At 58.7% G+C, this 24,210-nt stretch carries 17 protein-coding genes and 5 pseudogenes; 12 read left to right on the plus strand and 10 right to left on the minus strand.

From position 1 onward, the window contains the following. Window positions 1-28: 28 nt before the first annotated feature. Window positions 29-1,306, plus strand: a pseudogene (locus tag AOZ13_RS05475) (Cdc6/Cdc18 family protein); the annotation flags it as partial. Between the two features lie 413 nt (window positions 1,307-1,719). On the opposite strand, the gene AOZ13_RS05480 reads toward AOZ13_RS05475, so the two are convergent. After that, window positions 1,720-1,887, minus strand: coding sequence for a DUF1931 family protein (locus AOZ13_RS05480; protein ID WP_044957043.1), 168 nt, complete (start codon window positions 1,885-1,887; stop codon window positions 1,720-1,722). Window positions 1,888-2,082: 195 nt separating this feature from the next. On the opposite strand from AOZ13_RS05480, the gene AOZ13_RS05485 reads away from it, so the two are divergent. Together AOZ13_RS05485 and AOZ13_RS05490 are read left to right on the plus strand one after the other, a co-directional pair. Then, entirely contained in the window at window positions 2,083-2,403 is a 321-nt protein-coding gene (locus tag AOZ13_RS05485) for a hypothetical protein (protein ID WP_021780039.1), read from the plus strand. A gap of 618 nt (window positions 2,404-3,021) precedes the next feature. After that, window positions 3,022-4,341 (plus strand): orc1/cdc6 family replication initiation protein, encoded by a 1,320-nt coding sequence (locus AOZ13_RS05490; protein WP_020220671.1) that lies wholly within the window; start codon window positions 3,022-3,024, stop codon window positions 4,339-4,341. Between the two features lie 231 nt (window positions 4,342-4,572). On the opposite strand, the pseudogene AOZ13_RS05495 reads toward AOZ13_RS05490, so the two are convergent. The 5 genes and pseudogenes from AOZ13_RS05495 to AOZ13_RS05515 form a co-directional block, all read right to left on the minus strand. After that, window positions 4,573-5,140 (minus strand): annotated as a pseudogene (locus tag AOZ13_RS05495) (IS1595 family transposase). Window positions 5,141-5,396: 256 nt separating this feature from the next. After that, a pseudogene (queC, locus tag AOZ13_RS05500) lies at window positions 5,397-6,094 on the minus strand (7-cyano-7-deazaguanine synthase QueC). After that, complete coding sequence (gene folE, locus AOZ13_RS05505) at window positions 6,091-6,690, minus strand: GTP cyclohydrolase I (protein WP_020220675.1); 600 nt, start codon at window positions 6,688-6,690, stop codon at window positions 6,091-6,093. Before folE ends, queC begins: the two are co-directional and overlap by 4 nt. Before the next feature lie 4 nt (window positions 6,691-6,694). Continuing rightward, window positions 6,695-7,474: a 7-carboxy-7-deazaguanine synthase QueE gene (locus AOZ13_RS05510; protein WP_020220676.1), complete on the minus strand. Its 780-nt coding sequence runs from the start codon at window positions 7,472-7,474 to the stop codon at window positions 6,695-6,697. Further along, a complete protein-coding gene (locus tag AOZ13_RS05515) occupies window positions 7,474-7,926 on the minus strand; it encodes a 6-pyruvoyl trahydropterin synthase family protein (RefSeq protein WP_020220677.1) in 453 nt (150 codons plus the stop codon). Before AOZ13_RS05515 ends, AOZ13_RS05510 begins: the two co-directional genes overlap by 1 nt. Before the next feature lie 700 nt (window positions 7,927-8,626). On the opposite strand from AOZ13_RS05515, the gene AOZ13_RS05525 reads away from it, so the two are divergent. From AOZ13_RS05525 to AOZ13_RS14855, 4 genes and pseudogenes are all read left to right on the plus strand, one after another. Further along, on the plus strand, window positions 8,627-9,490 hold the full coding sequence (locus AOZ13_RS05525; protein ID WP_020220679.1) for a ParA family protein: 864 nt from the start codon (window positions 8,627-8,629) through the stop codon (window positions 9,488-9,490). A gap of 2 nt (window positions 9,491-9,492) precedes the next feature. Beyond that, window positions 9,493-9,903 (plus strand): hypothetical protein, encoded by a 411-nt coding sequence (locus tag AOZ13_RS05530; RefSeq protein WP_020220680.1) that lies wholly within the window; start codon window positions 9,493-9,495, stop codon window positions 9,901-9,903. Window positions 9,904-10,223: 320 nt separating this feature from the next. Next, window positions 10,224-11,609 carry an ATP-binding protein gene (locus tag AOZ13_RS05535; protein WP_020220681.1) on the plus strand — a complete coding sequence of 462 codons (1,386 nt, stop codon included), beginning with the start codon at window positions 10,224-10,226 and terminating at the stop codon, window positions 11,607-11,609. 379 nt (window positions 11,610-11,988) lie between these two features. Next, window positions 11,989-12,171, plus strand: a pseudogene (locus AOZ13_RS14855) (transposase); the annotation flags it as partial. A gap of 390 nt (window positions 12,172-12,561) precedes the next feature. On the opposite strand, the gene AOZ13_RS05545 reads toward AOZ13_RS14855, so the two are convergent. The 4 genes from AOZ13_RS05545 to AOZ13_RS05560 all read right to left on the minus strand — a co-directional run bounded on the left by AOZ13_RS05545 (window position 12,562) and on the right by AOZ13_RS05560 (window position 18,399). Further along, on the minus strand, window positions 12,562-14,214 hold the full coding sequence (locus AOZ13_RS05545) for a transposase (RefSeq protein ID WP_159103058.1): 1,653 nt from the start codon (window positions 14,212-14,214) through the stop codon (window positions 12,562-12,564). 450 nt (window positions 14,215-14,664) lie between these two features. Continuing rightward, on the minus strand, window positions 14,665-15,048 hold the full coding sequence (locus AOZ13_RS05550) for a hypothetical protein (protein WP_020220684.1): 384 nt from the start codon (window positions 15,046-15,048) through the stop codon (window positions 14,665-14,667). A 6-nt stretch (window positions 15,049-15,054) separates the two neighbouring features. Beyond that, complete coding sequence (locus AOZ13_RS05555) at window positions 15,055-17,448, minus strand: amino acid permease (RefSeq protein WP_044957048.1); 2,394 nt, start codon at window positions 17,446-17,448, stop codon at window positions 15,055-15,057. A gap of 96 nt (window positions 17,449-17,544) precedes the next feature. Continuing rightward, on the minus strand, window positions 17,545-18,399 hold the full coding sequence (locus tag AOZ13_RS05560; RefSeq protein ID WP_049933878.1) for a universal stress protein: 855 nt from the start codon (window positions 18,397-18,399) through the stop codon (window positions 17,545-17,547). A gap of 236 nt (window positions 18,400-18,635) precedes the next feature. Between AOZ13_RS05560 and AOZ13_RS05565 the strand changes: the two genes are divergently transcribed. The 5 genes and pseudogenes from AOZ13_RS05565 (at window position 18,636) to AOZ13_RS05585 (ending at window position 23,943) form a co-directional block, all read left to right on the plus strand. Beyond that, complete coding sequence (locus tag AOZ13_RS05565; protein ID WP_020220687.1) at window positions 18,636-19,376, plus strand: Lrp/AsnC family transcriptional regulator; 741 nt, start codon at window positions 18,636-18,638, stop codon at window positions 19,374-19,376. 41 nt (window positions 19,377-19,417) lie between these two features. Then, window positions 19,418-19,684, plus strand: a complete 267-nt coding sequence (locus AOZ13_RS05570; protein ID WP_020220688.1) for a hypothetical protein — start codon at window positions 19,418-19,420, stop codon at window positions 19,682-19,684. A 104-nt stretch (window positions 19,685-19,788) separates the two neighbouring features. Then, window positions 19,789-21,321 (plus strand): TrkH family potassium uptake protein, encoded by a 1,533-nt coding sequence (locus AOZ13_RS05575; protein ID WP_020220689.1) that lies wholly within the window; start codon window positions 19,789-19,791, stop codon window positions 21,319-21,321. Between the two features lie 276 nt (window positions 21,322-21,597). Beyond that, window positions 21,598-22,265 (plus strand): annotated as a pseudogene (locus AOZ13_RS05580) (potassium channel family protein). 424 nt (window positions 22,266-22,689) lie between these two features. After that, a complete protein-coding gene (locus AOZ13_RS05585; protein WP_020220692.1) occupies window positions 22,690-23,943 on the plus strand; it encodes a tyrosine-type recombinase/integrase in 1,254 nt (417 codons plus the stop codon). Window positions 23,944-24,210: the final 267 nt, after the last annotated feature.

Consider the following 24,210-nt stretch of genomic DNA (forward strand, 5'->3'; position numbering starts at 1 on the left):
GGCTTTGTGAGGTACTGAGAATAAGGATCTCATCGAGCCGGAAACCATCGTCGACGAAGACCGTATTGTCGGCCGTGATGAACAGCTCAATCTCATCATCAATACTCTCAAGCCGGCTCTCCACGACGAACACCCGGAGGATATGCTCCTGCGTGGGCCGTCTGGAACCGGGAAGACGCTCTGTGCTGGAACAGTCGCCAACAAGACGATGGAAATCGGCGCCGAGAGAGGCATCGAGATCGAGTACATCGAGGTTAACGGCAAACACAAGAAATCGGAACACGAGGCTGTCCATCAGATCGCGCATTCTCTCGAAATGAGTCTTGACCTCGAACAGACCGCAAAGCGCGGTATCTCTACTAGTTCGAAGTACGACCGTATCTTCGAAATCATCGACGAACATCTCGACCTCGCTATCGTCGTCCTCGACGAGCTGGACCTCTTGGTTGGTGAGACACGCTCGAAGGACGAGGTTCCCGCCTTCTCGGATATCCTCTACAACCTCACTCGATCGAAGCGGATCGGAAACATGGACTCCTCCATCTCCCTGATCGTGACGACAAATAGCCCGAGAAGTCTCATGGATGGACTCAACTCCCGAACCGCCAGTACGTTCAACCCCTCCGAAATCTCCTTCGATGACTACGATGCGTACGAACTAACCGAAATCCTCGAATACCGCCGCGATGCCTTCCGAAAAGGTGTTCTTGGTGATGGCGTAATCGAACTCGTCGCCGCGGCTAGCGCCCAAGGAGAGGGTGACGCTCGATTTGCCATCGATCTTCTCCGTGAGGCTGGTAACATCGTCAATCGCCTTGAGGACGACATGGTTCTTGAACGGCACGTGGAGCAGGCACGTGATGAAGTCGAAAAGAACTATGTCGCCGATATCGTCGAGAAAGTCTCTCATCAGAAGCAAGTCTCTCTTCTTGCGACAGCGCTCGTCGCGATTCATGGCAATCCGGTTCTGGAACGAGAACCGATCCTGCGCTCGAACTGCGTCCCCTCTTCTGTGGGATACACACTCTATCGGTGGGTTCAGGAACAGTCGAACTCGGAGGTGCGCTCGAAGCACAGCTATCTGCGGTGGATGCGGGAGCTCTCTACGTACGAGGTCATCAAGAATAAGCGACGCGGGCGTGGAAATGAGCAGGGGATGTTCTCGGAGTACGCGTTCCCTCATCTCAACCCGGAATCAATCGTTCAAATTATTGTAGAGGATGACCCTCTCCTCTCGGAGATAATTGGAGACAAAGAGACGATCAGAACGATTGCCCGATCGAATCTCACAGAGTTTGCCTCGTAACGGCAGAGTTCGACTGCTCACTTTGCAAACGGGGTTTTCCTCTTCTTACGTGAGTTCGTTGTCAGTCTCTCTTTGCAAGCGGGGCTCCCTCTTCTGTGTAAAATGGCTGTCAACCTCACTTTGCAAATGGGGTCTCCCCCTGCCAACCCCAATATCCCTCTCACTTTGCAAATGGGGTATCTATGAGCTTGAAGTCGTCCTTGCCGGCGACTATCAAGCCAACACACCTTCGTCGCGTCAACTACGAAATCGAGCAGGGACGTGCCCCGCGGCCGGATGGCCGACTTCCCGAAACTCCGAGGTAGGAGAGTTAACCAACACACGAAGGTGAAAAAACAGGGTGTTGTTGGTTAACAGTAAAGGAAACACCCAGCTAGCGGGCGAGCACTATGAAAAGAGCGTCGCGAGCCGATCTAGAGGTCGCGCGGCTGGACCGTCTTGCGGCCGTTCGCCTCAGCGCGTGCCGCTGCTTCCTCGAGCAGTTCTTCGACCTCCTCGTCCAGCGCCTCGTAGAAATCGCCAGCAACGTTCTTCTCTGCCAGTGCATCCTTCACCGCAGCTTTGACAACAAGATCCGACATACAGCATCGAGTTCGTCCATCGATCACATATAAGTAGGGGTGAGGGTATCAGAATGTGGTAGTTGACAGGGACAGATCGGAGCCTGAGTTAATCTCGGCGGAGGGCCCGTTCTACTTGAGATTGAAGAATTGCCTGAGAGCGTTAACCAACAGATCTAAGCAATCCCCGTGTCTGTTGGTTAAGACGACTACACGATGTCCGATTCACCACCGAAACCACCACAGAAACTCTCACGCGACCTCGTCGAATCGATAGAGTGCTGTTCAGCGGAGGAGCTCCAAGCGGTTGAGCGCTATGCCGACGCGCTCGCCCAGTACCGTGAGCGAGAGACTCGACTTGCAGAGGATGACCAGGACGAAGTAGAGGATCGTCCCAAAGAGCTGCCGGACGACGTTCCGACACGAGCGACGCTCACCACCAAAGAAATCAACGGTAACCGCTACTACTACTGGCAGTGGCGGGAGGGTGACAAGGTCACTTCGAAATACAAAGGGCCCGTTGAAGACGGAGAGTAGGTACCGAGAGGAGGGGAGACAGACACCCCTATCGATTTGTTTTTCGTGTGGATTGGAAGGGGGTAGCGATATTGAACTAGTTGGGGTCAGGGGAAGAGAGACCGGGAAATAGTCATCAAAGGGCTAGAGAAATACGCTAAGAAGGATTCTACTGAAGATTAACTGTTGGACGGCTAGCCTCGGTACAGACACCCTTATCGATTTGTTCTAGAGGGTGGCGCTTGTAGTCGATCACACCACAAGGATGAATTGATAATTTCCAGATACGATTGCGGATCGCAGCTGGGTAGAACAAATCGATAGGGGTGTGTTCTTCTAGTCTAGCTAGTACTAGTCTAGAAGAAGAGAAGAGACAAAGATTCTTATCGGGCTTGTCGTGCTGTTCTTCACCTGTTACTACGAGATTCTTGTGGAAGTAGTCGGGGCACTCGTACGGTCAAAACAAATCGATAGGGGTGTGAGGGTGTAGCAGCTAGTATCAGACGCCACTCGAACAAATCGGTGACGGTCAACATCTTAATTCTGATAACGTCGATTTTAACCGCCTCAGGTGCTTTAGAAACCGGAAACAAATCGATGGGGGTAACTATTTAGTAGTGGGATTGAGTTAGATCGTCTATGCCGCCCGACTCCGACGACCCGGTTGGCGATCCGGGCTCTATCAAGGACCTCATCCTCGAGCAAGATGAAGCCGCCAGTCTGGTCCGTAACCGTCGTCTTCTGGACCCGGACGAAATCGTCGACGAGGACCGGATTGTCGGTCGCAATGATCAGCTCACACAGATCACCCAGTACCTCCGCGTCGCGATCAACAACGAGTGCCCCCCAAACCTCTTCCTCTACGGACCCTCTGGAACCGGGAAGTCGCTCATCATCAACGCCGTCTGCCAGAACGTCGTTGACCTCTGTAGCACCCGTGACATCCGCTTCGGCGTCATCGAACTTAACTGCCAGAACGTCGGCACCCTTGGAACCGCGGTCTACGAACTAGTTCGCACCGTTGCGGACGACGCCGACGTGGCGATCGAGATTCCCGAGCACGGCATCCCGACTAAGAAGAAGTGGCGCGAACTCTACCGGCTCATCGACGAACACTACGACTCCGTGATGTTCGTCCTCGATGAACTCGACCTCCTCACCGGTCGCCGTGATATCGATGAACCAGCGTACTCCCGCCTTCTCTACCAGCTTACTCGTACCGGGAGCATCGACGACCTGCAAGCCGATGTCGCCGTCACCGCTATCTCGAACGACACTAAAATGATGGAGGATGTTGGGAGCCGGGCACTTAGCTCGTTCACGCCGGAAGACGTTCACTTCAGTGACTACGACGCGAACCAACTGCGCGAAATCCTCGGACACCGCGAAGACGCCTTTCATGACGATGCTCTTAGTGAGGACGTCATACCCCTTGCCGCTGCGTTCGCCGCCCAGACACACGGTGACGCGCGTATCGCGATTGATCTAATGCGGACTGCCGGTACTATCGCAGAACGCGACGGTGCTGACCAAGTCCGCGAGGAGCACGTTCGAATTGCCCAAGATAAAGTCGTGAAGAATCGTGTTCTCGAGGTTACCCGCGGAATCAGCACGCAGAAGAAACTGTGCCTCTTCGCGACCGCGGCAGTCGCCCGTGAGACGGAGAATACGGCCGCAAAGAGCACCGAAGCGTATCGTGTCTACCAGTACATTACGGAGACACTTGATGCTGACCAGCACTACCAAGAAACGTACGTCAACAAGATGAAGGAGCTCACGACGTACTCCTTGGTGAAATCCGGGCGGAAGAGCCAAGGCCCTCACTCGGGGAGCTATCTTGAATTCACTTTTGAGGAGAACCCTCAGACGATCATCGAGACGCTCCGTGAAGATTCTCGTCTTGACGGCGTTGCGGACGATGAACTCCGAACCGTCGTCCGAGCGCAACTTACGAACTGACCGACACTGACGCTCTCTTGTGCTGCTCGATTCACCAACCGAGAGAACAAATCGATAGAGGTGCGACCCGTCGCAGTCACTCCGAACAAATCGATAGTGGTGTGGGGGCTGGTGTGATTGCGCCTATCACGCGCAAATCGATAGAGGTGTCTGAACCTGACTAGTGGACTCATCCGGAATACGATTTGGTCGCAAGGAGCCTACCGAAGACTCACACATATCTAAGGTCGCTCATCCCGATACATCGTAACATAGCAGTTTCTCGAACCAGTCTTTGGATGAGTTGAGTTTCAGTGCAAGGAAGTCGAGATACTTCTGGAGATGGTGCTTTGAGACACCACGGAACTTCTTCAGCCACTGGCGAAGGAAGCTGTGGCGGTTCTCGCAGGTGTTTGTGTGAGAATCACCGATGACGTAGGTGTCGGAGTGGGTGACGGCCAGGTGGCCGTCCACCCCCTCCTCGTCCTCGATTCCATCGTAGATCGTGTAATCGTCGGTACAGAGGATGACACTACCATCACCGTACTCAGCAATGTCTTCGCCAGCATCTTCGAGGTCTTTGCAGACTACGAATCGAACTCGTCCGTCATCCCGACGGACGAGTGTCAAGACCGGTGGTTTGTCTGAGTCGAAGTCTCCTCGCCCCTTTTTGAGCGTCTTTGCCTGTGGTTCCTCGCTTGACAACCTCGTCACTTCCGCAGTGAAGACACGTCACCGTCTCGCCGAAACGGGCGAGACGGAGACGTTCAAAACATCGCTCACGTGGTGGAACGAAGACCTGTGCAGATTCTTCGTCCATCGTTAGTCGGTGTTCAGTTCGCCAGCAGAATGGATGTTACGGCCTCTCGGGATGAGCGCAGCATTAGATTTCATCGTAATAGAGTATTCTACGGGGATTATGTCACCATGGGGTAATACGGGTATCGATACCAAATATTGGTTTACCATTACTTGCGGTTCGTTTCCTCACTCGCTCACAGACAAACCATCACTTAAAAACTGAAACTCGACAGTTCGAACCGTCGTCCTTCTTGTTATTCTCCTTGTAACCCCGCTCACTCTTCGGTGTAGTCGGGGCATTCGGCGTACTCGATAGGGTCGCGGACGCCGACGTTTTGGAAGGCCTGGAGGCGGAAGGCGCAGGCGTCGCAGGTGCCGCAGGCGGGTTCGTCGTCGCGGTAGCACGACCAGGTGTGCTCGTAGGGGACGTCGAGTTCGGTGCCTTTCTCGGCGATGTCGGTCTTGGACCAGTCGACGAAGGGGGCTTCGATGCTAATCTGGGTGTCGTCCTTGGTGCCGACGTCGACGACCCGCTGGAAGGCGTCGAAGAACGCGGGCCGCAGTCGGGGTAGCCGGAGAAGTCCTCGGAGTGTGCGCCGATGAAGACGGCGTCGCAGTCGTTGGCCTCGGCGTAGGAGGTGGCCATTGCGAGGAGGTTCGCGTTCCGGAACGGCACGTAGGACGTGGGGACTTCCTCGCTCTCCAAGTCCGCTTCTTCGACGTCCATCTCGTCGTCGGTGAGCGAGGAGCCCCCGACCTTCGAGAGATGGTCGGTGGTGAGATGGAGGAAGTCCGCGGCGTCGAAGTAGTCGGCTTGCTCCCTCGCGCACGCGTACTCCTTATCCTCGGTGCGCTGCCCGTAACTCGTGTGGAGCAGGTAGAGCTCGTAGCCCCGTTCCTGGGCGACGGCGGCAGCGGTCGCGGAGTCCATGCCGCCGGAGGCGAGGACGACGGCGCGTTTTTCGTCGCTCATCGCTGGCCCTCCGCGCGGTCGACGGCTGCCTGGAACCGCTCGCGTTCGACATCGGTAGGATCACCGATCGTCGTCCGGGTGGTTGTGGTGCTCTCAGTCTCGATACCGCGCATCGATTCACAGAGGTGGGTGGCGTTCATTTCGACGAGTACCAGGGGTGCGTCCAGTTCATCGGCGAGGCCGGACGCGATGTCGTTCGTGAGGCGTTCCTGCATGGTGAGTTGGCGGGACTGCCAGCGGACGTACCGCGCGAGCTTCGAGAGGCCGACCACTTCCTCGCCGGGTCGGTAGGCGACGTGGGCGGTGCCGTGGAAGGGGAGGAGGTGGTGCTCGCAGAGCGAGTAGAACGGGATCCCCGTCTTCACGACGAGGTCCTCGCTCTCGGCGTCGAACGTCCGCATCGTCGGCTTCGCCTCTCTCTGCGTGCCTTCGGTGAGCGTCGCAAAGGTGTCTGGGACGCGGCGCTCCCACGTGTCTTGGAGGCCGGGCCGGTCAGGATCCTCGCCAAGTGCTTCGAGGAGGAGGCGCGTCGCTCGCTGGGCCTTCTCCCGGTCGATACCGTCTTCGGTCTGTGTGAGTCGTGAGTGCTGTGTCATCGTCTCAGGTACCGGGCGCGTCGTTCCAGAGGTCGACGTGCAGGCGCGGTGTGTAGCGGTAGCCGTACTCCATCGCGAGCTCGGCGACCGTGTTCCGCGAGTCGTCTAACTGTTCGCGCGTCGTCCCTTCAGGCATCAAGAGGACATCCGAGTCTGGAATCGTCGTCGCGGTGGCGTTCCGAATGCGTTCGAGAAGGTCCTCAATCTCCGGGAGGTCGTCTTCGCCGGTGACGACATATTTCAACTGCGAGTCGTAAGCGTCGACGAGATCGGCGAGCGCGTCGACGTCGATTCGGCGTTCCTCGTGGCGGTCGGCCCACTCGCCGTCGCCCTTCGGATCCTTCTCTCCGGTAGGCGTGCTGGAGGCGAGCTTCGGGCTGATACTCGCGAGATTTATCGGCGCGTCGCGATAGATGGTGCCGTTCGTCTCGACGGTCGTGTGGTACCCCAACTCGTCGAGACGTTCGAGAAGGTCGACCGACTGCTCGTGGATGAGCGGCTCGCCACCCGTGAGAACGACATGGTCGGCCTTCTCGTGGGACTCGACTTCCTCGACGATGTCCTCGAGAGTCATCGTGCCGTGCGTCGGCTCCCAGGAGGTGTGGTAGGAGTCGCAAAACCAGCATCGGAGGTTGCACCCGCTCGTGCGCACGAAGACGCTTGGAACGCCGGCGAGCGTGCCCTCACCTTGGAGCGAGTAGAAGCACTCGTTAATCGGGAGCTCCGCGGCGTCAGACGTCTCTGTGGTCGACGGATCGGAGTCGACGGTCGAGTTGACGGGCATCAGTAACTCTCCGCGCAGAGTTCGGCTGTTTCGCGGACGGAGACGGAGATCTCGGAGACACGGTCCGGGAGAGCTTCGTGGAGCTTCTCCTCGAGGAGGACACCCATTACTTCAGCCGTCGGTGGGTATTCGAGGACAACGAGACCATCGGAATCGCCGCTGGCCTCGAAGGCCTCGACGAGCGGGTCGCCGGTCTCGACGAGGAAGCGATGATCCCATTCGTCGATGACGTTCGTGACGTCGCCCTTGTCGACGACCCAGCCGTTCTCCGAGAGCGTGCCAGTCACTTCGACGGAAATATCGTAGTTGTGGCCGTGGGGGCGACTGCACTTCCCGTCGTGATGGCGGAGCCGATGGCCGGTGCTGATTCGGATGGGCCGGTCGCCGCCGATGTGGAGGGTTCGTTCCCCAGCGTCGGCGAGTGATGACGAGGGTTGCTGTTCGAGAGACACGGATCCGTATTCTCTGAGGGTGTGCAAAATAATATTGGTCGAGCACTAGACGAACATCAGATGGGTGTAACTGTGTTCTGATTAACTGCTCCATTCTCGCGTAACCTACTCCCGTTGAGATCGCGTATCTCTCGATAATATGTCCTTTCGATGCTCACGACGTGTTTTTCTATCCTCCGAGTAGGTGGAGGAAATTCACAGTGGTACGTCCGATGAAATTCATCGACACGAGCGGTGACGAACACGAGATAACCTGTGTTGAGCGAGACGATTGGAGCAGTCTTAGTGATCCCTGTCCGGAATGTGGTGGACAAGAGTTCAACCACATCTCGACATCTGGCGGCCACTATAGTTCCCGGGATGAAGCTGTCGTACTGCGCTCCGACTTTTGGGATGCCGAGAAGGCACAGTTCACTCGTTGTCGAGATTGTCGTGCAGTTCTCTACAAACATTCAGCGTTCGATCTGCTCTTCGAGCGTTGCGCAGAAGACGAAACAGGTTCTACTGGACTCTAGTCACTACTCAGTCGGCTTCCGCGAGGAGTTCCCCAACTTCTCGACCCCTCTCTGATCAACATCTGTGGTTGTTATCTATAGTCAAAATCTATTCCCCAGATCTATAGACTATATTTTTCTACTATCTTTTGACTATATCTATAGACCAAATCTATATGCCGTGTGCGTGTGTCGGATTGATGCATATGCCCACGAAACGCTGCTCAACATATCTGGCCAAGGGGGGAACTGGGAAGTCGACCTCCACGGCCCACATCGGTGCCGCGCTCGTCGAGCAGGACCACGACGTCCTCCTCCTCGATCTCGCCGGCAAGCAGGACGACCTCGCGACGATCTTCGGCATTCACGACAGCGTTCAAGCGGACGTCGCGAACGACGACGCATATCCGAACATCGCGACGACGATGGAGGAGGACTGGAGCCAACTCGTCGACATCCTCGGCGGCCCTGAAGCCGCGCTCGACGAACTCGTCTACGAGACCAGCGAAGGCGTCGATCTCATTCCGGCACACGAATCGCTCGACACGATGGACGCGGACCTCGGAAACGTCGACAATGCCCAGGAGCGCTACTCGCGACTCCGCCGATTTCTCGACAAGACCGTCGAGCCGACCGATCGGTACGATGTCGTCCTCCTCGACCTCCCAGGCGCCCCGAACAATCTCACGTATAACGGTATCTGGGCCACCCGTGACGTCCTCACTCCAGTACTACCGGGCGAACTCGAAGTCAAACAGGCGCGTGGGCTTCGCGACGATCTTGTGATGATCCGCGAAGAATACGATATTGATGCCCGACTCGCGATGCTGATACTCAACCAGTATCAGCGCGGTCGGAACCTCTCCAAGCGAAAGCACCAGGAGCTTGAGGAAGAGTTTGGCGACCTACTCGCGCCGGAGTGGGTGGTGTCTTCCGAGCAGGTTGCGCAAGCCACTGAGGAAGGTCACACGCTCTTCGCGATTGACGAGGACGAACTCACCTCGACTGGCGCCGATGCGAAGGCCGCGTTCAGCGAGAACGCCAAAGCACTCTACGAGCGACTCCGCTAATCATGGACGACGAAGAACGCGAACGGCAGATCGAGGAGTTCAAGAAGAACAGCAAGACCGCTGGCGGCGACCGAATCAGCGCGGACGCCCATCCGCGCGAGGAAGCGATCGATCGCCTTGAGTATTACCTCACGGAGGTGCACGATGGCGATATCTCGCGTTCGGTGTCATTCTACGATCCGGGAATGGCTGCGATCCTCGCGTACCTGGAGGAGGATTCCGCGCGTCTCACCGAAATTGTCGCCACGGCCCAAGAGGAACTCGGTCGCGACGTCGACCGAGAGGAAGCCGATCGCGCCGAACTCATCCGCCTCATTTGCCGGGTCGGACTCGCGGAACTCGACGCGGACCTCCTCGACGAGACTGGCGAGGCCAATCAGAACCGGATCAATCGCAACGCACGACAGATATAGACCAAACCCATAGGATAATTCTATAGACCATAGATATGGCCTGTAGGAGGATGCCGTTTGGTGCTGTTGATAGACAAACTTCATGATTGCGTCGCCAGGACAGAGTACTATGGATCTTCGATTTGACGTATAGCCGCCTTCTTAGGAGATATTGACGTCGCCAGAGGTCATAAGACCGTAGTCATTGAAGTCGCGAAACCACTCCTGGGTAGTATTACAGCACAGACGCTTCCCCGAACCTAGATTAGCCAATTCTAAAATAGACAATTTTGAATTAGGCTATCCAAGGGTATTTTATTGGTGGGCGGCGATTGATACCTATGGAGCGTTTCGTGGACCGTGATGCGGAACTCTCGCGACTGCGGGAGTGCTACGAATCCGACAGCGGCGAGCTGGCAGTCATCTACGGTCGTCGGCGTCTGGGAAAGACCCAACTCGTTCAACACTCGCTCCGCGATCGGGACGACGCCGTCGTCTATCAGGGCACAGAGACTACTGCACAGCTCCAACTCGACGAGTTCGTCGACGTTGCCGCCGAGACGTTCCCTGGCATCACGAACATCAAGCGGGACTGGGAGGCACTCCTCGGCTATCTCGGTGACCAAAACGCGGTTGTCGTCTTAGACGAATTCCCCTATCTCATCGACGCTGACGGGAGTCTCCCCTCCGTCATCCAGCGCCTCTGGGATCATCACTTCCAGCAGACGTCTGGAACGCTTGTTCTCGTCGGCTCATCGATCAGCATGATGGAAGAAGCTGCTCTTCTCGGGAACAGTCCACTCTACGGCCGAGCGACCGTAAAACTGGACCTCCGACCGCTTGACTTCACCGCCACTCAGGAGTTCCTCCCGGACGCCTACACGCCCGAAGACCGTGTGTTCGCGTGGGGCGTCCTCGGCGGTGTCCCGTACTACCTCGACGGAGTGGACTTAACTCGAGGCCTCGGAACGGTTCTCACCGAGGAAGTGCTCTCACAGCGAGGGTACCTCCACAACGAGCCGGAGTACGTGCTCCGCACCGAGCTGACCGACCCGAATCGGTATTTCGCGATCCTCACCGCGATTGCTGCGGGGAAGACGACGTCAAACGAGATAGCGCAAGCGATCGGGATCGACGGAAAACAGATTTCGACGTACACACAGAAGCTCGAGCGATTACGGCTCATCGAGCGAGAAGTTCCACTCACGGAGCAGAAGGCGAAATCTCGCCGCGGCCGGTACCGGCTCCTCGACCCGCTGTTCCGGTTCTGGTTCCGATTCGTCTACGGGAACGAAGACCGCTACGAGCGACTCAGCGAAGACGCCTACCAGGCACTCATCGAACCAGAACTCGCAGACTTCGTCAGCCCGGCGTTCGAGACGCTCTGTCAGGACGCTCTCCCGGACCTCTACCCGGATGAGCTCTTCCTCGACATCGGGCGCTGGTGGTACAAGGAACACGAGATTGATGTCGTCGGATTCACTGACGACGGAACGATGGTCGTCGGCGAGTGCAAGTTCACGAACGCACCCCTCGACTACAGCGCGCTCGCATCACTGGAAGAGCACGCTGAAGAGGTTCGGTGGACGCCACGGGATGATGGCAACGCTGACGTCGAATACGCGTTATTCACGCGGAGCGGTGCGACCGAGGCGGTCCGCGACGCGGTCGCCGAGCGTGATGACCTCCAGCTGTTCGACCTCCAGGATATCGTCCGAGTCTCGTAACCCTCGGTCACTCCTCGAAGATGTCCGCGAACTCCTCTTGGACGAGTTCCCTCATCGCGTCGGCGCGGGCTTGCCGGCGCGTCTGCTCGTCGAGGTAGTTGCGCTCGGAGACGGATGCGTCACGACTCCCCTACGAGGCGGCGACGGCGGCCGTACCCGCTTCGATGCTGGGGCGTTGCTGGCGGTAGAGCCGGTACCAGGTTCGGCGGCCCATCTTCAGGGGTGGATGCCCGCCGTTAATGGTGACGTCGGTGCGGTCGCCGAGGTTGCGGAGCCAGCGACGGGCGGTCTGGTGGATATCGGCCGCGTGATTGACTGTCCGGGGAGGAGGTAGCCGGTCCAGCCGTCGTCCTTGGAGAGCGCGTTGATGCGCTCGCGGACGGCGTCGACGGATTTCGGGCTGCGGTTCTTCTACTTCGCGTTCGCGTGTCTCTTGTACTCGATTTGGCGAGCAGTCGACCTACTCGTCCAAGTCGAGTTGACGGGTGAGTATGAACACGCACCGATGGTGACTGCCGATAATACGCTCACCCTGTTGAAGAAGGAAACCGGAATTGGATAGGGCGGTACTCTGTCCGGGGCAATGCGGATTCCTGAGTGGCAACGCTGTCGGGAATCTTGGAAATTCACCGATCTAATTGGTAGTACTACACGAGAAGACCAACGAGAGGAGATTCGAAGTAGCTTCGCCTCGAAAATTCGGTCGAAACCACGCATCACAGCCCTGCTAAACCCGGTGTAGTCTCAACTTCCCCTGACTTCGGAGTGTAACTCAGAGTTTTGCCGTCGACGTCGAGAATATCGGTGAATCGGGTACTTGGACGCTGTCGAACCCCTCGAAGATCGCAGATGAGCGAGATTCGGCGTGAAAATCCGGTCTGACTGAGGAGAATTGGTGAGTCAGCCGATAGCTGCCGCTCTGGAGTCGTCGAGCTCGCTGGTGTCTCGCCCCTTAATCGGGCTCGTCTTGGAGGTGAATCGCGAGCCAGTCCGCCAGCTCTCCCGCAGAAATCGCTGGCGTGTAGTCAGTCATCTCTCGTGTGACGGTCGCCTTCAGGAGAACGTCGGCGAGCCGCCAGACGTTGTACATGAGGATACCGAACACGAAGTAGTACACTCGTAACTCGTGCTCCGTCGACGAGGTCCGCGCGAGGAACTCTTGCTTGATCGCTCGATACTCGTTCTCGATACACCACCGATTCGCGTAGTGCTCTACCCACGCTTCCGCGTCCTCTGGAGCGATCGAACGGTTCGTGATGAACGTCTGCGTCTCCCCGTCGTTCCCGGGAACGTAGAGCAGTCGGGACTCGTGCGAGCCCCTCTTAACCTCGACTTCGGTCCGTTCAACCGCGACCTCCTCGCCCTCCTGTTCCATCCGCTCGGCCACTTCGAGTTCGCTCGAGTGCTCGATCTTCGGCAGGAGGTAGTCGACGCCGAGATTATCGAGCGTCTGGTAGACGTCGAGTGACTCGAAGCCACGGTCGGCGAGCACGAGGTCGATGTTCACGAACTCTTGGGCTCGCTTTACGAGCGTGCGGACGGTCTGGTGGTAGTGATGGCTCGGGTTCTCGTCCCACGCCGAGCTCTCGACGACTGGCGCGTAGGCGAGAATGACCGGCATGCTCTTCCCGACCAGTGAGAGCGTCGCGAACTTGTACGCCCGCCGCCCCGGGTCTTTCGTCCCATTCACCTCCGAGGGGAGGCCGTCGTCGGCGTGGTAGTCCCACGTCGTAATGTCGATCGCCGCCGTCACCGGACGCTGGAGGATCTGGATATCGTTGGCAACGCTAAGCAGATTCTCTATCGACTGCGTGAAGCCTGCCTGAATCGCGTCCCTGGAGAACTTGTTGACGGTACGCAGATGGGTGTCGCCGTGGGGTGTGTAGTCTTTGCCGAAGAAGTTCTCCATCCGTGACTGACCCGTCGGCGTTCCACACCCGCCCATTGCCATGAGCGCTTGTAGCTCGTCGAACCGGCTGTCCGGATACTTCACGTTCTCCGCTCGCCCCGTATCGAACGCCCCGAATACCGTGTCTCTGGCGAGGCGGACGTGCTTTCGAATCTGGTCTTTGGAGAACTCGCCAACGTGCCGCTCACGAAGGTCGGAGTCGTTCTTCTCGACGTGTCGTGGTTGGCGGAGGTCGAGCGCGTCGTCGTTCTCGTACGCCGCGTCGACGAGACGCTCACTCACCGAGAGGATGCTCCGTTTAGCAATGTCGGAGAGATGCTCGTCCCACGCCGCTGTGAGCGTCTGCCGCGTCGGGGCCGTGTTGTACTTCCCGAATTTAGCCGGGTCGAAGCCAAGGCGGATTGCCCGTGCTTCCGTCGAGAGATACTCGTAGAGTCCCTTCCAGGAGAAGCCGCCAAGTTCGCGACAGAGGATTGCTCGGACTATCGGTTCTACATCGTACTCTCGCTGTTCGAAGTATGCGTAATCCAGATTCTGGAGAACTGTAGTGAGAGGGAGGTCCCCGACGAGATCGATGAGTGTTCGCGCGCTCCCAAGGCGGTCGTGACCATCATCGATGATTGGCTGTTCTACGGTCTGCTCAGCACCGCGACCCACTCCGGATATCTGAAACGTCCCCCATCCGAGATCGGCCACCATCGAGTCGAACCATTACAGGCGCTTGAACCCGTTAAGCGGACCGAATCGCAATTCGATATTTCAGCCTCTAAAGCTTCCAGACAAAATCCCAGAACGACCGACGATATTACCAGTCGTGGAATCTGAAAAATTGAATATTACACTTTGTAGTGGGTCACAATAAGACTGTATTCATGTGTTCCCAACCAGCCACAGCAAATCCCCAAAACGCCGAGTAGTGGCTTTTTTGACGCTTCTCCGGTATTAAGGCGGTGTAACTGAGTCTTCATCCCAGGCGACACCAACGTGTCCACACCACCCTGAGAAAATTACATTGACCAGTGGGACTCTAAACGTTGAGCGTTGTGGCCTGAACTAGTACAAGCCAAGGCATTCATGACTCAGGATCGAACGAAGCATACAATCAGAGCCAATATTAGTCGGTCAATTGATGAACCACGGGTTCTCTCAGGGAACGACAGTGGTGAGGACCGGACCTGCGAGTTCGATTAGTCCAGCACCGAATCCGAACCCTGCACACCCGAAGACGAGGACAATTCCCGATCGAATATCCCGAATCCCGCGGAAGAGCGTGTAGAGGACGAGTGAGCCGTTCATCACGCACATCGAGAAACCGTTCATGGCGAGCGCGAACCGCGCTACCTGCGAGTTATCAAGCGCGGCGAGAGGGTGTGACGCGTCGAGCGCCCCAGTGAGGAAACCGTAGCCCACGATCAGCCCGAAGCTGAGGGTACAGACGGCGACACCGGCAGCGCCTCCGTACGCGGTAACCGCGAACGTCCGTTCAACCGACCGTGCGACGCGGCGGTACCGAGTGGGCGGGACGCTCATGGCGGATTACCGCTTCGAGCGGAACCAGCGCGACACCCACGAGCGGACACTACCGTGGCGCTTTGCCATGATGACCGTGCTCTTCGCGCGCTCGCCGACCGCTTCGGGAACCGCGCCGAAGACGAGTTGCTGGAGGAGGCTCTCGCGGGATGCGCCGATGATCGTCAGGTCATACTCTTCAGAGGCGTCGACGATGCTCTCGACGACGTCACCTTCCAGGACACGGGTCTGCACGGCGATGTCGTCGTGGAACTGGCTCGCGAGCGCGTTCACGACTCCGAGAGCGTCCTCGTGGTCGCTCTCCGAACTCCCCGCGGGGATGACGTGAGCGACGTCCACGCGCGCGTTCGTGGTGTGAGCGATCGCCTGTGCAATCTCTCCTGCGAGTTCGGCGTGACGGCCGCCGGCGGTGGGGAGAAGGATACGTTGGACATCCTCGATTCGTCCACCAATACGTTCGACCATGACGTCGCATTTTGCACCGGTCACGACCTCGTCCACGTTACTCCCGAGGACGATGTCGCGGCTGCGAGCGCGACCACGCCACCCCATCAGCACGGCGTCGCTGTCGTGTTGCTCGATCGTGTTGAGAATCGCCGTCGAGACGTCGTGACCGATCTTCACCGTCCCGCTGACCGGAACGTCCGCGTCCTCCGCGATGTCGATGGCGTGCTCGAGGAGCTCTCGTTCGTCACCCACGAACTTCCGCCCCTCGTTCAGCGGTGTCTGCTGCGGGACCGTGACGACGCTGAGTGCGAGAATCTCGCCGCCGTTCTCGCGAGCCAGGTCGATAGCGGTCCGCATGAGCTGGTCGGCCGTCTCCGGGTTGGCGACGGGAACGACAACCTGGTAGTCTGCTTCGGATGGCTCCTGTTCGGTGATGACCGTCGGCGTCTCCTTCTCGAGCTGTTCTGCTTCCTTCTCCTGTGCGTAGGCGTAGTAGACGACGAGGCCGAGACCCATCCAGATGATCGTGGTGACGAGCGCGATGAGACCCTCGTTGCTCGTGCCGATACCGAGCGCTTGGAGACCGAGTTCGTAGACGAGGAAGGGTGTGAGGATGAACTGGAGGACGATGCCGACGAGCGGCGGCCACGGCATGTAGGGGACTTCGAACGTCCGCGGGAGGTCGGGGTGGGTCTTCCGCATGCGGACGAGCGTCCAGTTCACCTGTACGAACAGCAGGATGAACATGATGTCCGCGGCGGCAGCCACCGACTCGATGGGGAGCGCGACGGCCATCACGACGATGATGACTGCGGAGATCGCGATCGCGACGTGCGGCGTCCGCATCTCCGGGTGGACGTTGTCGAACATCGCGGGGAGGACGCGGTCACGCCCCATCGCGAAGGACACGCGCGAGGAGGAGTAGACGGTCGCGTTGAGCGCCGAGACGGTCGCGGCGAGACCCGCGATGAGGAGGAGTGGGACGCCGTAGGGGACGAACTGGCCGGCCGCCCGGATGATCCCGAGTTCGCCGAGCTGCCCGAGGATCTTCCACGTCGGCCAGTCTGCAGGCGCACCGGAGACGCCGGCGAGCTGGAGGAGCTGCGGCGTCACGTCGATTCCGCCGATAGACGCGAAGGCGACGAGCACGTAGATCGGGATGACGATAACGAGCGAGTAGAAGACGGCTTTCGGGATGTTGGTCCCGGGGTCGACGACTTCCTCGCCGGACTGAACGATGATCTCGTAGCCCTCGAAGGCGATATACGTAAAGCCCATCGCGCCGATGATGCCGAACGCGCCGTTCGGCGTGAACCCGGGGTTCGCGAGGAATTTATCCACCCAGTGCGGCGCGGTGAGCGTCGCGCGGACGCCGAAGGCGATGAAGACGGCGAGGATCACGAGCTTGAGACCGGTGACGACGACACCCGCCTTCCCGGTCTCTTCCGCGCCGCGGAAGTTGATGTAGGCGAAGGCGATGACGACGAGCACGGCGACGAGCTTCTCCACCCAGAACTGTGAGAGGAAGCCGAAGAGAACGAAGTCGTTCGAGAGGCCGGGGATGGCGTAGACGGCGAGGACGGTGAAGAACGTCCCGAACGTCACGGCGTAGAGTGAACAGGCGACCGCGTGCGCGAACCAGCTCATCCACCCCGCGTAGAAGCCGTTCGGGTCCTCCAGGGCTTCTTTCACCCAGAGATAGCCACCGCCGGCTTCCGGGAAGGCCGCGCCGAGCTCGGCGTAGCTCATCGCCGTGAAGAGCGCGACGAACCCGTTGATGATGAACGCCACCGTGAGTGCGGGACCAGCTAACCCCGCGGCGAACCCGGTGAGTGCGAAGACACCAGCGCCGATCATCGCGCCGACGCCGATGAACGTGATGTCGAAGAGGCTCATGTCGCGGGACAACTCTGTCTGGGTCCCACCAGAATCGGCCTCTGCTGAATCGGGCATACCCCCACCGATGTTGGCAATCGTAAAAATACTTGCCTAGTTACTACGCATTAAGAACCTAGTTTTTAAGCAGAGCTACGTTAAGTGGGTACTGGATTAGTGGTGTGATCGATCCCAGACCGTGAGAACTGGCCCCGAAACCGCCGCCTGCAACGCTTCGCTCTTCGACCCGAATGCGAATCGAGCCAATCGGCCGGACGTCGGCGCACCAATAATCGTGCAGTCGTAGAACTCACTTTCTTCGACGATAGTATCGACGACGTTGGCGTCGTCGAGAATGCGCGTATCAACCTCGACGCTGGAGTCGGCTGTTTTCGCGAGATTAGCGAGGATATTTTCGCGCTCCGCACGCTCCTCGGACGACGTTTCCGACTCGATAACGTGGAGGAGTTCGATCCACGCCCCGTAGTGTCGGGCGAGTGCGCTCCCAACGCGAACAGCAAGCCTCGAGTGGGGACCGCCCGCGACCGGGACCAGTATCGCACGGGTTCGATCCGAGAGCGGGTCGGGGCGAACGCTAACGACGTCACATCCAATCGATTCGACGACGTCCGTGAGCGATGGGGTTTCGGACGTGAGAACGACGAAATCGGCGTCGTATTCAGCCGCGCTCGTACTGAGAATCGAGTCGAGTGTTCGACCGGAACGAACGACCGCACTCAGCGGTCCGTCGTACCCGCGCTCTCGGATGGTTTCGACAACGTGGCTGAGGCGGTGTTTCGCCACCTCAACTGCTTCACCCGAGCTGTCGAGGGGAGTCTGAACCGGGAAGAGCTCTGGCTGAACGAGAACGAGGCCCGTGTCCGTTCCCTCGGCGAGTGCTTCTCCGATGGCGAGAGCCGAGGTGTTGTCACGGTTGCCCGGAAGCGAGACGAGGGTTCGTCCACGTCCGGAGCCTGTTTCGCGAGTCGATGTGACCGCCCACACCTCCTCTCTATCCACGGGAGCCATACGTACTGTTTTGTGGACGCGATATATAACATCTCGCACCGCAGATTTTGAATCAGTAACTTTGGGCAGCCCATATTACGCTTCGAAAAGATAGGTATATGTATGTGGTGCCAAACCACCTCCAATATGGTCGTCGACGTTTATCCGCCTATCTCACGGTTGTCCCGCCGTGACGCGTGCGTTCTGCGCCTTCGGGATGGGAAGACTGTTTAAGTGTGGGTGTTAACCATCGGCGTATGGACGAGCGGCTCGACGAGATCGATAAACGAATACTCTACCGGCTCGCGGAGGACGCGCGGAACACGTCTGCGCCGATGATTGCGGAGGAGGTCAACGTTTCCGGGGCGACAATCCGTAATCGAATCGCACAGCTCGAAGACAAGGGTATCATCGACGGCTACCACGCTGACATCAACTACGAGCGAGCGGGGAACCGGATGCGGAACCTCCTCATCTGCACCGCGCCGATCCCCGAGCGAGAGACGCTCGCGAAGAAGGTTCTGAACGTCCCCGGGGTCGTTGACGTCAGAGAACTCCTCACGGGACGGAACAACATCCACGTCGTCGCGATCGGCGCCGACACCGACGACCTGACTGCGGTGAGTCGTCGACTCACCGAGATGGGGCTCGAAGTCGAAGACGAGCACATTCTCCACATGGCGGACACCGCACCGCTCGACGAGTTCGGCCCGGAGACGAAACGACGGGACACGCCGATGACGGACTTCCTGAGTCTCGCCGGCGGTGCGGAAGTAGTCGAACTCGCCGTCTCCAACGACGCACCGATTGCCGGGCTGACTCTCTCCGAAGCGAACGAACGTGGCCTCCTCGATGACGACGTGCTCGTCATCGCAATCGAGCGCGACGACGAGGTGATCACGCCGCGCGGGTTCACCAGAATTGCGGCTGACGACCTCGTGACTGTCTTTACTCGCGGTAAAGCCAGTGAGGAAGCGCTCGACGTCTTCACCGAGTGAGACCGACCAACACTTACCGATGACAACCCACCCGTCGGGGCATGGGAAGTAGGGATGAGTTTCGGAACGCGATTCAGTCCGTAGACGAGGACGCAGCGATTGCACTTTTCGCCCGAACCGACGATGGTGTCGACGGGCTTCTCGAGGACGGGAAGCAGCCACCTCACGCGCACGTCGACATCCTCGGAGCGTATCTCGCGTGGGTGGCGGAGATGACCGACCTCCCGCTCGAAGCTATCAGTGACCGTATTCTCGAGAGTGCAGAGGAAGCTGAAGAGAACGGCTTCCTCGCGGGCGAACGCCGTTAACACGCGGACGAAAGTAGGGCGTCCCGCGAGAACGGACTCAACCCGCGATGGATTAGCGATTCAAAACCCACATACATATACTGGGTTCGCGAGTCCACACGGGTATGGTCGAATCGATCCGGGTCGTCTCTCGGGACGTCGGTCGAATCTTGGAGGCTCTCTCGCTGATAATGTTCGCTTCTATCGCTGTCGCCATCGCCTGGGGAGAGGAGTACACGATTCCGGCACTCCTCATCTCGGGTGCAATCCCGCTCGCGATCGGCTACCTGCTCACTCGCCTCGGCAAAGGGGCCGCAGAGCCGGGAAAGCTCCACGGGATGGTTATCGCGGCGGCAGGTTGGTTTCTCGTCGCTGTCTTCGGGAGCCTCCCGTTCTTCTTCGTAGCCGCGACTGACGTTCTCCACATCGGCGTTCTCGGTTCACCACCGATCACTCCGACGACTGCCGCGTTCCTGAACCCCCTGAACGGCATCTTCGAGTCGATGAGCGGGTTCACGGGGACCGGCCTCACGATGGCCGTTCACGAGAACCACCTCCCACACGTCCTCCAGTGGTGGCGGTCGCTCATCGAGTGGGTGGGCGGCGTCGGCGTCATCGTCCTCACCACCGCCATCCTCGCCCGCCCGGGCTCCGGGAGCCTCACCCTCTACGAGTCAGAGGCGCGCTCCGAGAAGATACACCCGAGCATCGTCTCGACGGTCCGAACGATCTGGTGGATCTTCCTGCTCTTCACTGTCGCGTCGGTCACGCTTCTCTGGCTCGCCGGCATGCCGCTCTGGGACGCCATCAACCACGCCATGACCGGACTCGCCACCGGCGGGTTCTCCATCACGGATAACTCCATCGCGACCTACCACTCAGCGCTCGTCGACTTTGCGACCGTTCCCGTCATGGTCCTCGGCAGCATCGCCTTCCCCGTCCACTACCTCGTCATGCAGGGGAACCTCGACGAACTCTGGACCGACCTCCAGACTCGCTGGGTGTTCGGTTTTTTCGGACTCGGAACACTCGTTCTCACCGTCCTCCTCGCTGCTGGGCACATCTACTCGACTCCGTTCCAGGACTTCCGATACGCGCTCTTCCAGTTCGTCTCCGCCGCGTCCTGTACGGGCTTTCAAACTGCTGGCAGTCTCGGGACGAGCTGGTCCGTCGCTGAACAACTCGTCGTTTCTCTCGGAATGGTTGTCGGAGCAGCTGCCGGGTCGACCGTCGGCGGTATCAAACTCATCCGAGCCGCCACACTAACGAAGGGAACCCTCTTTCGGATACGAGGTGTCTTCTACCCGGAGAGCGTCGTTCGACACTTCCACATGAACGGTCGCTCGCTCTCCGAGGGCGAGCTCGCGCGCGAGTTCGAGGAGGCCGCCATCATCAGCTTCCTCTGGTTCGTCTTCCTCGGCATCGGCATATTCGCACTCATTCTGACCGTCGACCCGAAGTACACACTCGAAAACGCCATCTTCGAGGTGGCGAGCGCACAGGGGAACGTCGGCCTCTCCACCGGCATCACCGGCCCCGGCATGCCGACCCTCGACAAGGTCGTTTTCTTATTCAACATGTGGATTGGACGCCTCGAGATTATCCCTGTTCTCGTGTTGCTCCGGGCGCTCGTCACTGGTTTCGAGGTGAGCCCATGAGGTCTCTCGATCGGATTCCAGGAGTTCGTCGACTCCAGTCGGTCGGGTCGGATGACTCAGTCTTTGATATGCTGATTCTCAGTGGTATCCTGTTGCTCGGAATCGTCGCGTTGTTCGGTCGAAGCCTCGTCACAGAAACAGCCGCAATCGCGTACTTGCTGTTTTTCTTTTCGTACACACCATATAAATACCTAGTTCGGTGACGCCATCTGAATAGGATTTCATCAAAACACCGCGTAGAATAGTTTATAAATGCGGTGTTCGTAGCGGTATCAAATGTATATTATCGTCGTCGGTGCGGGCACAATCGGCTCACAGGTAATCGAACTCGTCACACGCGAGCAAAACGAGGTCGTAGTCATCGAAGAAAACCCTGAACGCGCAAACGCAGTCAGCCGGGACTACGACTGCCTCGTCGTGAATGCCGACGCAACTGAGAAGGAGACTCTCGAACAAGCAAGTGCCGACGGAGCAGATGCAATCATCGCAACCACCGAAGAAGACGCGGTAAACATCATGGTACTACTTCTCGCCCGAGACATTGGCATCCCGTCTCTGGTCTCTGTGGTCCAGAATCCAGACCACATGAACCTCTTCCGCCAGCTCGGTGCAAATGTCCTCGAAAACCCGCAGCGCCTCATCGCGGAATATCTCGTCCGCGCCGTTCAACGCCCGAGTATCAAGGACTTCATGAGCCTCGGAGGTGGCGCTGAAGTCTTCGAGATAACAGTCACAGATGAGGCCCAGTGGCCGGAAAGACGCTCTCCGAAGCGGGAGAGGCCGGCTTACTCCCAGATGGTGTCCTCGTAATCGCGATCGAACGGGACGGAAACATCGTCACGCCTCGCGGAGACACCGAAATCCGAGCCGGCGATCTCGCAACCGTGTTCTCCCGGGATGGTGTCACAGACCCCGTAATGCGTCAATTCACAGGCTCGTCGTGAGGATACCGAGGAGATGAGGGCCGTCTGAATGGGGTCTATTTGTACGATTACCGAACCACGATCGAACTTCGGACCATTCGAGGCTGAGTCCTTTGGTAAGCAATCGGTGCCGGTCCGAAGTGGTTCCGAATTCTACTCGACTACTTCGCAGAATCGGATCGCACGCTGAAAAGCTCCCTCATGAGCCGCCTAACGCCTGTTCTTGCGTGATATCTGTTGAGAATCGGTTGTTTACAGAAATCTTTCCTCGGAAGTAGGGGCGACTGGAGGGGGAATTCTATATAGCTATATATGGTTCATTCCTGTGGGTGCCATTTGGTGTGTTTGTGGTTGGTGTTGTGGAGACTCACGCAGTCTCCACAAACACCAGAACTATTAGGAAAGCAACTGAATAGCTGAGACGAGTGAATATGGGGGGCTTAGATTGACCATCTCGAGCAGTTCGGGCGATGTCCCCTGGAGCCTACTGGAGTACGACGAATTCGCCGACGCCTACCAGGAACACGTCGAGCCGGAATTCCGTGCAGACGGCCACGACCCAACAGCGGAAAAACCGACGCACGCGTGGCTGCGAGAGAACGGCTTCCGCACGCTTCTCTACACGCTCCGGGAACATCACGACACCACCTTTGGCACGTTCTGGAGCGAGAAGCTCGGCTATAGCGAGAACGAAGCCGCCGAGGGCTACGAGTGGGCTGTCGACGACGAGGCGACTGTCGAGGCGCTCGAGTCCTTCCTCGATTCGCGGCGGAATCGAGGCGACCTCTCCGAGTCGTCGATTAAGGCGCTCCGGGGCCGGCTGAATCGATATGTGCGTGCGTACTACGCTGCGACGGGCGAGGACGCGGTGCTTCGACGCGTGGACCCTGGGGGAGACGTCCCCGCGCACAGGGCGACTGACGCCGCCTGGGCAGCTATCGACCGTCTCGACGCCGACGACGACCTCGCCGACCGGACTGTCGCCCGCATCCACGAAGCGGCCTCGCACTGGTACGACTATCTCCTTCGCCGGCAGCGGGCGAGCGTGAATCCCGTCACCGGCGTCGGCGAGGAGTACAACTGGAACCGCCAGACCGACGGCGACCCGGTCGCGCTCGACGCTACGCACGTGCGGGCCCTCAACAACGCGACAGAAACGGTTGGGGAGCGTCTGCTCGTAATCGCACTCTGCGGCTGGGGGCTCCGATCCGGCGAGGTCGCAGGCCTCCACGCCTCGCAGTTCGCACTCAACGTCGACCCGCCCTTCGTCGCCTTCGACGAACGGAAGAACGGCCCTGGCGAGGTTTCCCTCCTCTATGGCGTCGACGTCGTGGAGGACCGCCTCACCGAACTGAGTGAGCGTGACGAGTGGAACGGCTATTTCTTCCCGTCGTCACAGTCCTCGAGTGGCCACATCGCAAATCAAACTGTCCGTAATCGGTTTGCCGACCTCGTCACCCGTGCCGGCCTGCCTCCGCAGATCGGCGGCGAGTCCCCGGTCCCCCAGATGGGGCGTCGGTTCTGGTACTCGGCGTACTCCGAGGCTGTCGAGGACGTCGCGGAGAGTATCGAGGAGATCGCCGCCGAGCAGGGCTCGAGTGACTCGACGGTCGTCCTCGAAAACTATCTCTCCGACGAACGCGCCCGCCAGCTCCGCCGCGAGCATATGCGAACAGAACTCAGAGAGGCCTTCGACTAATGCTCCTCGGAAGGCGGCTGGCGTAATCGCGCTGGTGGTGCTGCTCGCGCTCGCTGGCTGTGCGGGTGCGACATCGATACCGTCAACGACATCAACTCCGTCCGGTACAGCTGCTTCAGCCGGTGTTTCAGGTGTTGATGCGGACGGCGATGGTGCATACACTTGATTCGAGGTCACCGTCACTGCGGATACTTCCGGCTTGGATGGTCACTGGTTCAGTGTCTACATCAACGACACCTATGTCGGCCGGACAGAGGGATGCCGCAA

Source organism: Halarchaeum acidiphilum MH1-52-1 (genome assembly GCF_000474235.1).
Lineage (GTDB): Archaea > Halobacteriota > Halobacteria > Halobacteriales > Halobacteriaceae > Halarchaeum > Halarchaeum acidiphilum.

Coding starts and splice junctions, on each gene's coding strand:
- AOZ13_RS05575 (WP_020220689.1), top strand. CDS start 19,789: ATGGTCGAATCGATCCGGGTCGTCTCTCGGGACGTCGGTCGAATCTTG.
- AOZ13_RS05485 (WP_021780039.1), top strand. CDS start 2,083: ATGTCCGATTCACCACCGAAACCACCACAGAAACTCTCACGCGACCTC.
- AOZ13_RS05510 (WP_020220676.1), bottom strand. CDS start 7,474: ATGCCCGTCAACTCGACCGTCGACTCCGATCCGTCGACCACAGAGACG.
- AOZ13_RS05550 (WP_020220684.1), bottom strand. CDS start 15,048: ATGAGCGTCCCGCCCACTCGGTACCGCCGCGTCGCACGGTCGGTTGAA.
- folE (WP_020220675.1), bottom strand. CDS start 6,690: ATGACACAGCACTCACGACTCACACAGACCGAAGACGGTATCGACCGG.
- AOZ13_RS05525 (WP_020220679.1), top strand. CDS start 8,627: ATGCCCACGAAACGCTGCTCAACATATCTGGCCAAGGGGGGAACTGGG.
- AOZ13_RS05490 (WP_020220671.1), top strand. CDS start 3,022: ATGCCGCCCGACTCCGACGACCCGGTTGGCGATCCGGGCTCTATCAAG.
- AOZ13_RS05565 (WP_020220687.1), top strand. CDS start 18,636: ATGGACGAGCGGCTCGACGAGATCGATAAACGAATACTCTACCGGCTC.
- AOZ13_RS05560 (WP_049933878.1), bottom strand. CDS start 18,399: ATGGCTCCCGTGGATAGAGAGGAGGTGTGGGCGGTCACATCGACTCGC.
- AOZ13_RS05480 (WP_044957043.1), bottom strand. CDS start 1,887: ATGTCGGATCTTGTTGTCAAAGCTGCGGTGAAGGATGCACTGGCAGAG.
- AOZ13_RS05570 (WP_020220688.1), top strand. CDS start 19,418: ATGGGAAGTAGGGATGAGTTTCGGAACGCGATTCAGTCCGTAGACGAG.
- AOZ13_RS05555 (WP_044957048.1), bottom strand. CDS start 17,448: ATGCCCGATTCAGCAGAGGCCGATTCTGGTGGGACCCAGACAGAGTTG.
- AOZ13_RS05530 (WP_020220680.1), top strand. CDS start 9,493: ATGGACGACGAAGAACGCGAACGGCAGATCGAGGAGTTCAAGAAGAAC.
- AOZ13_RS05535 (WP_020220681.1), top strand. CDS start 10,224: ATGGAGCGTTTCGTGGACCGTGATGCGGAACTCTCGCGACTGCGGGAG.